The following is a 13,978-nucleotide window of genomic DNA, read 5'->3' on the forward strand; positions in this document are numbered from 1 at the left end:
TCAGCAAAGGCATTTAGAATTATTTATATGATTATTAAGTATCTTGTTTATTGAAATAGATTATAAAAATTTTTCTATAAATAATGAATCGTTTCCAGTTTTTAAAAACTAGCAAAATATTTATTAAATATTAATATAAAAGAAATTAAAGCAGTAAAAATATCAAATAATGAATAAGTTAAAAACAACAAAATATATTTTGATGTTTAAGGGGAGACAACTATGGAAAGAAGTAGTGGAATATTAATGCACATATCTTCTTTACCAGGGAAATTTGGAATCGGTTCCTTGGGAAAAGAAGCATATGAGTTTGTAGATTTTTTAAAAAGTTCAGGTCAAAAGAACTGGCAAATATTACCGATTGGGCAAACTAGTTACGGAGATTCACCATATCAATGTTTTTCAGCATTTGCTGGAAATCCTCACTTTATAGACTTAGATTTATTAAGAGAAGATGGATTATTAGATTTAAGTGACTATGAAAATGTAAACTTTGGAGATAATCCAAGTAAGGTAGATTACAATAGAATTTATAAAGCTAGACAACCAATTTTAAGAACATCATATGAAAACTTTAAAAAGAATAAACCAGAAGGTTTTGAAGAATTTAAGGAAGAAAATAAGTTTTGGCTAGAAGATTACAGTCTTTATATGGCAGTAAAAGAGCATTTTAATCTTGTATCATGGCAACAATGGGATAACGATATAAGAGTTAGAGAACCACAAGCAATTAATAAATATAAAGAAATGTTACCAGATGAGATAGAATACTGGAATTATATACAATTTAAATTTTTTGAGCAATGGAACAAGTTAAAAAAATATGCAAATGATAATAGCGTAAAAATAATAGGGGATATGCCTATATATGTAGCTGAAGATGGAAGTGATATATGGTCAAATCCAAAACTATTTAAAATAGATGAAAATATGACTCCGGTATCAGTTGCAGGATGCCCACCAGATGCTTTTTCATTAACTGGTCAGTTATGGGGAAATCCAATATATGATTGGGATGCTATGGAGAAAGATGGTTATAATTGGTGGATACTAAGAGTAAGAGAAAGCTTCAAGTTATTTGATGTAGTAAGAATAGACCATTTTAGAGGATTTGAATCATATTGGGAAATACCATATGGTGATCCAACTGCTGAGTTTGGTAAGTGGGTAAAGGGTCCAGGAAACAAATTATTTGATGCTATAAAAGCTGAATTAGGAGAGCTAGATATTATAGCAGAAGATTTGGGTTTTATGACTCAAGAAGTAATAGATATGAAAAATGCAACTGGATATCCAGGAATGAAGATTCTTCAATTTGCATTTGGTGGTGGAGATAGTGAGTACCATCCACATAACTACACAGAGAATTGTGTAGTATATACAGGAACACATGACAATGACACAATTAGAGGATGGATAGATTCAGAATTTAACGCAGGGCCTTTGGAGCATGCTAAAAAATATTTAAGATTAACAGAAGAAGAAGGTTATAACTGGGGATTCATAAGAGGTATATGGTCTTCTGTAAGTTATTTATCAATAGCACAAATGCAAGACTTCTTAGATTTAGGAAGTGAAACAAGAACAAATATACCATCAACACTAGGTGGAAATTGGGAGTGGAGAGCTACAAGCGATCAAATTACAGAAGGTCTATCAGAGAAAATTCTAGAATTAACAAAGCTTTATGGAAGAGCATAGATAAAAAACTAAAACTATATAATTAATTAAATAAAGAAAATTATCAATATTGCTTATTATATAAAACCTTGTAGAAATATAAAGTAATCATATTAAAGGAGTAAAACTATGAGATACGGTAAAAATGATTTTTCTAATTATAAAAGGGGTATTGAAAAAGAATGGTTAATAGCAAATGGTAGAAGTGGATTTGCAGGAACAACAATAATAGGTGCTAATTCAAGAAAATATCATTCTTTATTAAATGCATGTTTAAAATCTCCTGATGAGAGGTACAATATATTACCAAAGTTAGAAGAAACAATAGTTGTTAAAGGAGATACGTATCCACTTACAACAACTAGATTTGAAAGTCATATAGTAGAAGGATATAAAAATCTTCAAAGTTTTAAGTACGATGGGATTCCAAGCTATAAATACTTTGTAAAAGGTGCATTTATAGAAAAAAGGGTAACTATGGAATATGGCAAAAACACTACCGTTGTCGAATACATAGTTAGAACCTCAAATAATGAAGTAACTTTAAATTATAATCCATATCTATCTTTCAAAAACCCTGGTCAAGCTGGAAAAGAAGAAAACTTAAAATTTGATAGAGAAGTTACTAATAATGGATTTAAATTAGTTCCTGAAATAAAAAAAGATGTTGAAATAAACATATTTGCTACGGAGGGAACAGTTTCAAGTGAAGAAGAAAGAATAACAGAAAATGTACATTATGATGTAGATGAAAGAACTGGAGATGTTTATTTAGAAGCTTTCTATGTACCGGGAACAATTAGCATAACTATTCCAAAGAATACTATAAGAAAGTTTTATATAATAGCTACAATAGAAAAAGACTTAAATATATGTCCAGAAGAAGTATTTAGAGATTCAAGAGCTAGAATAGAAGAGCTACAAGCTCCATTTAAAAATGATAATAGAATAATAGCTAAATACTTACCTATTTCAGCAGATCATTTTATAGTTGATAGAGACTCAACAAATTGTAAGACTGTGTTAGCAGGGTATCCTTGGTTTTTAGACTGGGGAAGAGATACTATGATTGCATTACCAGGGCTAGTTTTAGCAACAGGTAGACTTAAGGAAGCTGAAGAAATACTAAGAAGTTTCACTAAATACGAAAAAAATGGATTAATACCTAATATGTTCCCAGATAATGGAGCAGAACCATTATATAATACCGTTGATGCATCATTATGGTATATACATTGCATATATACGTATCTTTTATATAGCAATAATGAAAAATCATTTGAATTCGTAAAAGAAGAATTATATAGTACAGCTAAAAATATAATAGAAGCATATAAGAGTGGAACAGATTTTTCTATTAAAATGCAAGACAACCATCTTATAAGTGCAGGATCAGGATTAGACCAAGTAACTTGGATGGATGTTAGAGTTAATGGAATAGTTGTAACGCCAAGACATGGGTGTCCTGTAGAAATTAATGCTTTATGGTACAATGCATTAAAGATAATGAGTATTTTAGGAAATAAGCTTGGAGATTCAAACTTTAACGAATATGAAGAGCTATCAGAAAAAGTTAAAGAATCTTTCGTTAAGGAATTCTGGTATGAGGAAGGTCAATATCTTTATGATACAGTAAATGGTAAAGAGAAAGATCCTTCATTAAGGCCTAATCAAGTATGGGCAATTTCACTTCCATTTACAATGTTAGATATAGAAAAAGAAAAAAGCGTAATAAATAAAATTCTTGAAGAATTATATACTCCATACGGATTAAGAAGTTTAAATAAAGAGCACAAAGATTATAATCCAATATATATTGGAGAGTTATTAGACAGGGATATGGCATATCATCAAGGAACAACATGGTCATTCCCATTAGGTGCATTTATGTCAGCATATTGTAAAGTTAATAATTATTCAGAGGATTCAGTAGAGTTTATAGATGAGTTATTAAAGGATATGGAAAATCATATAAATGATGACTGTATAGGTGGAATAGCAGAAATATTAGATGGAGATTCACCACACACACCAAGAGGATGTTATTCACAGGCTTGGGGAGTAGGAGAAATGCTAAGAGTTTATTATGAGTGCATTTTAGGAAAACAAAAAGAATTAGACAAGGCTCATAATAACTTATTTAAATAATTAATAAAGGCTATCTCAAAATTTTGTGATAGCCTTTTTATAAAAATGGAGGGTATTTATATGAAGAGTATAGAGTTAAATAAACTAGAATATAGTGGGGATTTAGGAGCTAAATACAGTAAAGAATCAACAAAGTTTACATTATGGGCACCTATAGCAAATGAAGTATCTATTTACTTATATGAAGATGAAAAAAATATACCAATGGTAAAAGGTGATAAAGGACAGTGGGAAGTAGTTATAGATGGAGACTTAAAAAATAAATTTTATAACTATAAGGTAAAAATAAATGAGAAAATAAATACAGTAGTAGATCCATATGCATATGCAGTAGGAGTTAATGGAGAAAAGTCAATGGTAGTAGATTTAGAGTCTACAAATCCAAAGGGCTGGGAAAATGATATTAAGCCAGAGTTTAAAAATGCAACAGATGCAATAATTTATGAAATGCACGTTAGAGATTTTACAATTGATGAAAGTTCAGAAGTAGAAAAAGAACTTAGAGGAAAGTTTAAAGGAATACTACACAAAAAACCTATAAGCCACTTAAAAGAATTAGGGGTTACACATGTTCAGTTATTACCAATTTCAGATTACAAATCTGTTGATGAATCAAAGTTAGACGAACCACAATATAATTGGGGATATGATCCACAAAACTACAATGTTCCAGAGGGGTCATATTCAACAAATCCTAATGATGGGAACGTTAGAATAAAGGAATTTAAAGAATTAGTTAAATCATTGCATGAAGAAGGTATTAGAGTAGTAATGGATGTTGTTTATAATCATACTTATGATACAGAAACATCATTATTTAATTTAGCAGTACCAAATTACTATTATAGAACAGATGAAGAAGGAAATTTTACAAATGGTTCAGGATGCGGAAATGAAGTTGCATCAGAAAAGCCTATGATTAGAAGATATATCAAGGATTCTGTAGTAAACTGGGCTAAAGAGTATCATATAGATGGCTTTAGATTTGATTTAATGGGGTTACATGATATAGAAACGATAATTCAAATTAGAGAAGAGTTAGATAAGCTAGATAAGTCAATCTTAGTATATGGAGAAGGATGGGCAGGTGGAGCAACACCATTAAAAGAGGAAGAGGCAGCTTTAAAATTAAATGCGCCTAAATTTGGCAAAAAGCAAATAGGTTGCTTTAGTGATGATATTAGAGATGGAGTAAAAGGTGATGTATTTATAGCTAAAAGTACTGGTTTTGTAAATGGTGGAGAAAACTTTGAAGAAACTATAAAGTTTGGTATAGTAGCATCTACACAACATAGTCAAGTGGATTATAGTAAGGTAATTTACTCAAATAAGCCTTGGGCTAATGAACCATATCAAACAATAACATATGCTTCAGCGCATGATAACTATACTTTATGGGATAAGCTTCAATTAACAGTAGATGATGATAGTATAAATAAAGAAGAAAAGCTAATAAAAATGAATAAATTAGTAGCTTCAATAGTATTAACATCTCAAGGAATTAGCTTGATTCATGCAGGCGAAGAAATTTTAAGAACAAAGGTTAATGAAGATGGATCACTAGTAGAAAATAGTTATAAGTCTCCAGATTCAGTAAATAAATTTGATTGGAATAGAAAAGATAAGTATAAGGATGTATTTAACTATTATTCAGGTTTAATAAAGTTAAGAAAAACATATAAAGAATTTAGATTAACAAGTAATGAAGATATAGAAAGAGAAGTAAGATTCTTAGAAAACAATCAATCAAAAGTAGTATCATTTACTATTAGCAACAAGATAGTAGTAATACACAATGCTAATGAAAAAGATATTATAGCTACAATACCAGAAGGAAATTGGAGTGTACTAGTTGATGAATATAGAGCTGGAGTAGAAGAATTATCATGTATTAATGGAAATGAAGTTAAAGTACCAGCATTAGCATCTTATGTATTAGTACGAAAATAAAAATAGCTATAGTTAGGGTAGTATTAAATCTCCACAAGACTAATAAAATTAGGTTTTGTGGGGATTAATTTTTTTACTAGTATATAGTCCTAATATAAACAAAATATATTTGATTATATTTTTAATAAGAAGTGAATACTTATTAAGTGATTAAAAATAGTTTATAAATTTTTAAAATTTAGCTTAACTATCAGCTTTTTACATATGATATAATATAAAAATAAGAAAATTTATTTAATTTAGGAGTGTGAATTAATTTGGAGAGTTATACGTGGCAGATAATATTATTAGTAATATTATTAGTAATGTCAGGATTTTTCTCTATGTCAGAAACAGCCTTAATGGCACTAAGTAAAATTAGAATAAGACATATGGTAGAAGAGGGAGTTAAGGGAGCAAAATTAATTGAAAAATTAACTGAAGATCCAAGTAGGTTATTAGGGGCAATATTAATAGGAAATAATATTGCTAATATAGGAGCATCTGCACTAGCAACTTCAATAGCTTTAAAGGCTTTTGGGGAAAAAGGAGTAGGAATAGTTACTATTATAATGACTATATTAGTTCTTATATTTGGAGAAATAACTCCAAAATCTATAGCAAAGCAAAATTCAGAAAAAGTCGCTTTAAGGGTTAGTAACCCTATAAATATTATAGTTAGATTATTTAAGCCACTTGTATCAATTTTTACTTTAATATCAAGTTTATTTATAAGACTTTTAGGGGGAGATCCAAAGGCAACAGAACCGTTTATAACCGAGGAAGAGTTAAAAACCATGGTAGGTGTTAGTGAAGAAGAGGGTGTACTTGAAGATGTAGAAAAAGAAATGATCTTTAATGTTTTCGAATTCGCTGATGCTCAAGTAAAAGATGTTATGGTTCAAAGAGTTGGTGTAATAGCAGTAGATGTAAATGCTACTTATGATGAAGTTATAAATATTATTAAAACCGAACAATTTTCTAGAATACCGGTTTATAATCAAAATATAGATGATGTAATAGGAATATTAAATGTTAAGGACTTAATAATTGCTTCTCAAAGTAAGGAAAATTTTAATGTTTCAGATTATATGAGAGAACCTTACTATACATTTGAGTTTAAGAAAATTACAGAATTATTTAGTGAAATGAAAGATACAAGAAACCATATGGCTGTTGTTCTAGATGAGTATGGTGGAAATGTTGGTATAGTCACTATAGAAGATTTAATAGAAGAAATCGTTGGAGAAATCGAAGACGAGTATGATGATGAAGAGGACAGCGATATAATAGTAGTAAAAGAAGATGAGTATATCGTGGATGGTAGCGCAAGGTTAGACCACATTGGTGATTTAATAGGAGTTACTATGGAATCAGAAGAGTTTGATTCTGTTGGAGGATTAGTAATTGGAGAGTTAGGAAGATTTCCTGAACAGTCTGAAGAAGTTAGACTTAATAATATTAGATTTGTAGTTGAAGAAGTAGACAAAAATAGAATTAAGAAGGTTAGGATATACACTTAATTTTAATAATAAGATGGAGAACTATATGAAGATTAAGTTCTCCATTTTTGTTAAAATGGAGAAATATTAAGGGGAGTATTTTATGGACTATATGGCTTTAGCAATAGAAGAAGCTCAAAAGGCATATGACAAGGGAGAGATTCCAGTTGGAGTAGTCATAGTTAAAGACGGAAAAATAATAGCTAAAAAGCATAATTTAAAAGAAAGTTTAAACTTACCAACTGCTCATGCTGAGATATTAGCAATAGAAGAAGCTTGCAAAAAAATTAATAACTGGAGGTTATCTGGCTGTGAAATGTATGTAACATTAGAGCCTTGTCCTATGTGTGCTTCAGCAATTGCTCAAAGTAGAATACCTAAGTTGTTTATAGGAACCTTTAATAAGGATATGGGGGCTTGTGGCTCTGCAATAAATTTAATTGATTATAATGTTTTTAATTGGCATGTAGCCGTAAATTGGTGTTATAATCAAAAATGTAGTGATTTATTGACTTCATTTTTTTTGAAAACTAGAAGTATAAAAAATGAATAGATTCACAATTATTACATATTTAATTGGTATAATTATTTATAAAGATTTATAATTAAAGAAAATATTTTAAATAGGAGGAGATAAGATGGATTCGGTGGCATTTCAATTATTTGGTATAGATATAGCGTGGTATGGTGTAATAATTTCTTCTGGTGTAGTAGCGGCTATGATATTAATATATTTTTTATCTAAGAGAGAAAATTTAGACTATGATATTATAATAGATGCATTTTTAGTAACCTTTCCAATATCAATAATAGGAGCGAGGTTATACTACGTAGCTTTTGAATATCAAAATTACCATTCATTTATGGATGTAATCAACATAAGAAATGGTGGAATGGCAATTCATGGAGGTGTAATAGCTGCTTTATTATCAGGCTACATATTTGCAAGATATAGAAAGATAAATTTCTTAAGATATGTAGATGTTATAATGCCAGGAGTTATATTAGCACAGGCGATAGGTAGATGGGGCAACTTTATGAATCAAGAAGCTCATGGAGGGCCTGTATCTAAAGAGTTTATAAGTAAGTTCCCAGAGTTTATTCAAAAAGGAATGCACATTAATGGAGTATATTATCACCCTACATTTTTATATGAGTCAATATGGAATGTTTTAGTTTGTGCAATTTTAGTTTATATACTTTATAAAAAGAAAGAGAAACAAGATGGTATAGTACTTGCTGGATATATGATTTTATATTCAATAGGAAGGTTTTTTATAGAAGGATTAAGAACAGATAGCTTAATGTTTTTAGGATTAAGAACAGCTCAAATAGTAAGCTTGTTAGGCGTAATATTAGGAATTGTTTTAATTATTTGGATTAAGAAGAAAAAGAAAATTATATAGGTTAACTTTTAAATCATAAAAAGAGATATGTAAAATTATTTTTACATATCTTTTTTTATTTTAAAATAAATTTTAAATTATCAAAGCAAATAGAGGAAAATTAAATAAAATATAGAGTATATTTACATGAAATTAATATTTAATTTAGGGGGAAATAATAATGGCAAAAAATAAATTGATTACTTGTAAAGCTTGTGGAAAAGAAATAGCTAAAGGTGTAAAGAAGTGTGTTCATTGTGGAAAAAAACAAGGTAATTTCTTTTCACAACATAAAGTTTTAACAGTATTTATGGCAGTAGTATTGCTAGGCATTATAGCAGTTGCTACAGGTGGAAAGGATAAAGCAAATGATAAAGGAAATTCAACTGCAACGAATTCAACACAAGATAATGAGAAGAAAAAAGATAAAAAAGAAGATTCAAAAGTAACATATGATAATTTTATTAGCATAAATATGGGAATGACATATGAAGAGGTTGTAGCAATTTTAGGAGAGGGGAAAGAGACCAGCTCATCATCTGTAGGAGACGTAAAGGCTACAGTGTATACTTGGAATGGGAAGGGTATTAGTAATTTAATTTTAACTATACAAAATGATGTAGTCACAACAAAAGGACAAGCAGGTCTTTATGGTAAAAATGCAGATATGACTATGGAAAAGTATGAGGCAGTCAAAGAAGGAATGACATATGAGGAAGCAAAGGAAATTTTAGGAGAAGGTGAAATAACATCTCAAACTAAAATTCTTAATTCAGAAGCAATAATATATTCATATATAAATAAAGGTGGATCTAATGCTAATTTTACTTTTAATGATAATAAATTAGTATTAAAAGCTCAATTTGGATTAAAATAAATGGAAAAAGAATATAATTTTTATATTAAATTTAATAAATAATAATCAATAGAAATACAGATAAGTTTTACATATTGCAATATGTATTACTATATGATAATATATAGCAGTAGTTAAAATTTAATAGCTATATATTATATGGAGAGATGTCCGAGTGGTCGAAGGAGCACGCCTGGAAAGCGTGTATAGGGGCAACTCTATCAGGGGTTCAAATCCCCTTCTCTCCGCCATAGCCGTGCTAGATGGGGAGTTAGCGGTGCCCTGTAACCCGCAATCCGCTATAGCGGGATTGAACTCCTAGCCTAGGCTTTAGTCTGTAGGGTCTGCCTATGTAAGTGGTGTTGATGGTCAGGTCCCATACGACGTAAGTGCATGAACCTCGTCAGGTCCGGAAGGAAGCAGCGATAAGTGATTACTGCGTGTGATATGGATAAATCTTACCAGAGCTAACTGCATAGTAACGCCTATAGATTACTGTCAAAGCTAGGTGCACGGTTTTAATTTTACACCTTTCTAGCGAAAAGAAGGGTTTTTTTAATGCTTAGAATATAAATCAAATGAATACTTAATTTTTATAAATTAAAATATTCGATTAATTAAAGGTTACTCTTCAATAGGATTAACATACAATAGGACAAAGAAAGCGAGGGAATTCCTTATGGAATGCCCTCGTTTTCTTTATTTTCTAATCATATTAACAAAATCATATTTAATATTATTAGTTTCATTTACATATACTTCTGATTGAAATTCTATAAACCATTCAGATGAATCTATAGGTGAGAATTTAGTATCACCATTAAAATCTTTATGTAATCTAGTTAAATATAACTTTTTTGCATGAGGTAGAAGTGATTTATATATTTCTCCACCACCAATTACAAAAACTTCTTCAGAAGAATTTTTATATTTAGATATAATATTTTCTATATCATTTACTACTTCAACCATAGGTGAATCTACTTTAAAATTTTTATCTCTAGTAATGATTATATGATGTCTATTAGGTAAAATCTTCGGTAAAGATTCAAATGTTTTTCTACCCATTATTATTGTGTTGCCAGATGTAATTTCTTTGAATCTTTTAAGGTCTTCGGAGATATGCCACAAAAGTTTATTATCTCCACCTATGACATCATTATTAGCTTTAGCAACTATAATTGATAGCATTAAACAGACACCTCCATTTTTATTGGATCATGGTGTTTATAATCAATAAGCTTTATATCATCTACAGTAAAGTCATAGAAGTTATTAATTTCTGGATTTATCCAAAGTTTTGGCGCTGAATAATCATCATTAGCTCTAGTAAGTTGAAGTTTCATTCCTTCAATTTGATTTTCATAAATATGTGCATTATTTATAACGTGAGTAAATAGTCCTGGTTTAAGCCCAGTTACTTGAGCTATTAGGTGAACTAAAACAGCATATTGACTGGTGTTAAATGGAACTCCTAGTGGTATGTCTCCACTACGTTGTATAAGCATACAATTAAGGTACCCATCAGTTACATCCCATAATGTTTGATAGCAGCAAGGTTGCAATGTCATTTCTGGTAAATCTTCTATATTCCACATAGACATAATCATTCTTCTGTCTTGAGGATTATTCTTTAGTGATTCAATAAGCTTATCTACTTGATTAAATTTAGCTATCTGATATCCATAGGCTTTTCCTATAGTATTATTTTCGTCTACCCATTCATCCCAAATATGAACATTTTGTTCTTGAAGTTTTGTAACATCGTTTGACTGATCCCTATATATCCACAGCATTTCCTTTACAGCAGTCTTAAATGCTACTTTTTTTGTTGTTAGTATAGGGAATTCCTTTTGCAAATTAAATTGCATTATCTGATGAGGTAATTTGTATGTAGGCATTCCAGTTCTATTATTATCGTAATATCCATTTTCTAAAATATCTTCAACGATGGCTAGGTATTTTTTGTCGTATAAACTCATTTTAAGCCCTCCTTTTTATAATACATAACTAATTTTACTATAAAATTTATATATTATACAGTAAATAAAAAATACATTGATATATAAAAGGTACAATTTCCTTGGAAATATCATTTAAGCTAATTGTGGCATTCTAGGAATAATTATAACTTCAGTAGAATTTATAATTATTAAAAAAAACAATAAAGAATAATCAAGTATAGGTGTACTAAATTTAATTTATAGTACACCTTGTTTTAAAGATAATAAAAAGTAAAATATTACTTATATTTAAAATAGTGTTTATATAGGCTATAATATAAATATAATAAAAGAAACTAAGATTAAGGGAAGGTAAGCCATGGGATATACAGCTTTATATAGAGAATGGAGACCTAAGACATTTTATGATGTGGTTGGTCAGGAACATATAACAACAACGTTAAAAAACCAAATATTAAATGATAGAATTGCTCATGCCTATCTTTTTTGTGGAACTAGAGGAACAGGTAAAACATCAACAGCTAAAGTTTTTTCTAAGGCACTAAATTGTTTAAATCTACATGATGGAGAACCATGTAATGAATGTGAAATGTGTAGAAAAATAAATGATGGTTTAGCAATAGATGTAACTGAACTAGATGCAGCTTCTAATAATGGAGTTGATAAAATTAGAGATATTATAGATGATGTAAAATATCCTCCACAAGAAGCAAGATTCAAGGTTTATATAATGGATGAGGTTCATATGCTATCTACAGGTGCAGTTAATGCCTTTTTAAAAACCTTAGAAGAACCTCCAGCTAATGTAATATTTATATTAGCAACTACAGACCCTCAAAAACTTCCAATTACTATTCTTTCTAGGTGTCAAAGGTTTGATTTTAAAAGAATAAATAACAATGAAATAACAAAAAGACTTAGAAAAATAGTAGATGATCAAAATGCTCTTGCAGATGATAAAAGCCTAAATTTAATATCTAAAGTATCAGACGGGGCTATGAGAGATGCTTTAAGTATATTAGATCAAGCTATATCCATGGGAAATGGATCAGTTAATTATGATGTGCTTATAAATATGCTTGGGCTTGTAACAAATGACCATTTATTTAATTTAACTAATGCAGTAATTCAAAGAAATATAGAAAAATCAATTAATATAATAGACGAAGTAGTTTATGCTGGAAAAGATATTTATTTATTTATAAAGGATTTAATAGCACATTATAGAAATATCTTAATGGCAAAGGTAACTAATAACCCAGAAGAAGTATTAGATATGTCTGAAGAAAACATATCTTTAGTTAAAGAGCAGTCTAGTAAGGTTAGAGCTGAAGAAGTGATGAGATATATTAGAATACTTCAAGAAGCAGAAGGAAATGCAAAGATAAGTAAGCAAGCAAGGCTTTATTTAGAATTAGCTATAATCAAAATGTGCAAAATAGAATATGATACATCTAATGAAGTTATATTAACAAGATTAAATAAACTTGAAGAAGGTTTGAAAAATGGAAGTCTTAAAGTTGTAAGTGTAGCAACAGAGAATGTTAGTAAAACTGTAGATAACAAACCTAAAATTCAAAAACAAGCTAAGATTGAACCTCAGTTAGGTAATGACTCTAAGGTTTCTTTAAATGAAAATTCTAAAGTTACTTTAAATGATATTCAAAGGGCTTGGAAGGATATATTAGAAAGGTTTAAAACTAGAAGAGCAATGATAGTATATGCTTCAATACTAACTGGAAAGCCAGTAGAATGTAAAAATGGTGTATTAACTATTGAGTACGAAGATCAATTTAAATTTAATAAAGATAGATTAGAAAAACCAGAGTATAGGTCAGTTATAAACGAAGTGTTAGCTGAAATTTTTAGAGAAGACATAAAAGTTGTTTTTGAAGTTGAGGAAAATTCAAAAGATGAAAAATCAACAGAAGACATGCTTTTGGAATCTTTGGGATCTGATATGGTGGATATTCTAGATGAATAGAACTAATGACAAGAGATACACATAAATATAATAGAAATTAATAATAATAAGAATGAAAATTAATATAAATAAGTATCTTAATGTAGTAAAATAAAGCAAAATGCTATATAATAAAGAATAGATTTTTATAAAAGGAGGATATGTTTTTATGGCAAAAGGAGGATTTCCAGGCGGATTTGGTGGAGGAAATATGAACAACCTAATGAAGCAGGCTCAAAAACTTCAAAAAGAAATGGAACAAATGCAAAAGGATCTTGAAACTAAGGAGTTTGAAGCTTCAGTAGGTGGAGGCGCTGTAGTTGTAAAGACTAATGGTAAAAAAGAAGTAGTTTCAATTAACATAAAGCCAGAAGTAGTGGACGCAGATGATGTTGAAATGCTAGAAGATTTAGTTCTTAGTGCTGTAAATGAGGCTCTAAGAAAGGCAGAAGAAGAAACTTCAAGCAAGATGGGTAAATTAACTGGCGGAATGAACATACCAGGATTATTTTAATAGTGATGGGGAGTCTTATATAGTTTAATAAGACATA

General features: G+C 29.5%; 11 protein-coding genes, 1 tRNA gene and 1 other RNA gene. 11 read left to right on the forward strand and 2 right to left on the reverse strand.

Annotation, left to right across the window (positions count from 1 at the left end):
• The first annotated feature begins 222 nt into the window (after positions 1-222).
• The 9 genes from malQ (at position 223) to ffs (ending at position 10,016) form a co-directional block, all read left to right on the forward strand.
• On the forward strand, positions 223-1,701 hold the full coding sequence (gene malQ, locus ACYUEX_RS16655) for a 4-alpha-glucanotransferase (protein WP_460289158.1): 1,479 nt from the start codon (positions 223-225) through the stop codon (positions 1,699-1,701).
• A 108-nt stretch (positions 1,702-1,809) separates the two neighbouring features.
• Complete coding sequence (locus tag ACYUEX_RS16660) at positions 1,810-3,828, forward strand: amylo-alpha-1,6-glucosidase (protein ID WP_460289159.1); 2,019 nt, start codon at positions 1,810-1,812, stop codon at positions 3,826-3,828.
• A gap of 60 nt (positions 3,829-3,888) precedes the next feature.
• Entirely contained in the window at positions 3,889-5,778 is a 1,890-nt protein-coding gene (gene pulA, locus ACYUEX_RS16665; RefSeq protein WP_460289160.1) for a type I pullulanase, read from the forward strand.
• 257 nt (positions 5,779-6,035) lie between these two features.
• A complete protein-coding gene (locus tag ACYUEX_RS16670; RefSeq protein ID WP_460289161.1) occupies positions 6,036-7,280 on the forward strand; it encodes an HlyC/CorC family transporter in 1,245 nt (414 codons plus the stop codon).
• A gap of 82 nt (positions 7,281-7,362) precedes the next feature.
• Positions 7,363-7,812, forward strand: coding sequence for a nucleoside deaminase (locus ACYUEX_RS16675; RefSeq protein ID WP_460289162.1), 450 nt, complete (start codon positions 7,363-7,365; stop codon positions 7,810-7,812).
• Between the two features lie 85 nt (positions 7,813-7,897).
• Entirely contained in the window at positions 7,898-8,665 is a 768-nt protein-coding gene (lgt, locus tag ACYUEX_RS16680) for a prolipoprotein diacylglyceryl transferase (RefSeq protein WP_460289163.1), read from the forward strand.
• A gap of 160 nt (positions 8,666-8,825) precedes the next feature.
• Positions 8,826-9,521: a DUF3862 domain-containing protein gene (locus tag ACYUEX_RS16685; RefSeq protein WP_460289164.1), complete on the forward strand. Its 696-nt coding sequence runs from the start codon at positions 8,826-8,828 to the stop codon at positions 9,519-9,521.
• A 140-nt stretch (positions 9,522-9,661) separates the two neighbouring features.
• A tRNA-Ser gene (locus ACYUEX_RS16690) sits at positions 9,662-9,751 on the forward strand.
• A gap of 3 nt (positions 9,752-9,754) precedes the next feature.
• An RNA gene (gene ffs / locus ACYUEX_RS16695) (signal recognition particle sRNA large type) lies at positions 9,755-10,016 on the forward strand.
• 183 nt (positions 10,017-10,199) lie between these two features.
• Here the strand turns inward: ffs and ACYUEX_RS16700 are convergent.
• Together ACYUEX_RS16700 and ACYUEX_RS16705 are read right to left on the reverse strand one after the other, a co-directional pair.
• On the reverse strand, positions 10,200-10,691 hold the full coding sequence (locus ACYUEX_RS16700; RefSeq protein ID WP_460289165.1) for a dihydrofolate reductase: 492 nt from the start codon (positions 10,689-10,691) through the stop codon (positions 10,200-10,202).
• Positions 10,691-11,482 (reverse strand): thymidylate synthase, encoded by a 792-nt coding sequence (locus ACYUEX_RS16705; RefSeq protein ID WP_460289167.1) that lies wholly within the window; start codon positions 11,480-11,482, stop codon positions 10,691-10,693. The genes ACYUEX_RS16700 and ACYUEX_RS16705 overlap by 1 nt, the downstream gene beginning before the upstream one ends.
• A gap of 340 nt (positions 11,483-11,822) precedes the next feature.
• Between ACYUEX_RS16705 and dnaX the strand changes: the two genes are divergently transcribed.
• A complete protein-coding gene (gene dnaX / locus ACYUEX_RS16710; protein WP_460289168.1) occupies positions 11,823-13,448 on the forward strand; it encodes a DNA polymerase III subunit gamma/tau in 1,626 nt (541 codons plus the stop codon).
• A gap of 148 nt (positions 13,449-13,596) precedes the next feature.
• Entirely contained in the window at positions 13,597-13,941 is a 345-nt protein-coding gene (locus ACYUEX_RS16715) for a YbaB/EbfC family nucleoid-associated protein (protein WP_411169208.1), read from the forward strand.
• The last annotated feature ends 37 nt before the right edge of the window (positions 13,942-13,978 follow it).

It is taken from the genome of Clostridium sp. CTA-7 (assembly GCF_054768095.1).

What these genes read in the sequence shown, in the direction of transcription:
- ACYUEX_RS16660 (WP_460289159.1), top strand. Translation starts at nt 1,810, where the DNA reads ATGAGATACGGTAAAAATGATTTTTCTAATTATAAAAGGGGTATTGAA.
- ACYUEX_RS16675 (WP_460289162.1), top strand. Translation starts at nt 7,363, where the DNA reads ATGGACTATATGGCTTTAGCAATAGAAGAAGCTCAAAAGGCATATGAC.
- ACYUEX_RS16705 (WP_460289167.1), bottom strand. Translation starts at nt 11,482, where the DNA reads ATGAGTTTATACGACAAAAAATACCTAGCCATCGTTGAAGATATTTTA.
- ACYUEX_RS16700 (WP_460289165.1), bottom strand. Translation starts at nt 10,691, where the DNA reads ATGCTATCAATTATAGTTGCTAAAGCTAATAATGATGTCATAGGTGGA.
- ACYUEX_RS16685 (WP_460289164.1), top strand. Translation starts at nt 8,826, where the DNA reads ATGGCAAAAAATAAATTGATTACTTGTAAAGCTTGTGGAAAAGAAATA.
- dnaX (WP_460289168.1), top strand. Translation starts at nt 11,823, where the DNA reads ATGGGATATACAGCTTTATATAGAGAATGGAGACCTAAGACATTTTAT.
- lgt (WP_460289163.1), top strand. Translation starts at nt 7,898, where the DNA reads ATGGATTCGGTGGCATTTCAATTATTTGGTATAGATATAGCGTGGTAT.
- pulA (WP_460289160.1), top strand. Translation starts at nt 3,889, where the DNA reads ATGAAGAGTATAGAGTTAAATAAACTAGAATATAGTGGGGATTTAGGA.
- malQ (WP_460289158.1), top strand. Translation starts at nt 223, where the DNA reads ATGGAAAGAAGTAGTGGAATATTAATGCACATATCTTCTTTACCAGGG.
- ACYUEX_RS16715 (WP_411169208.1), top strand. Translation starts at nt 13,597, where the DNA reads ATGGCAAAAGGAGGATTTCCAGGCGGATTTGGTGGAGGAAATATGAAC.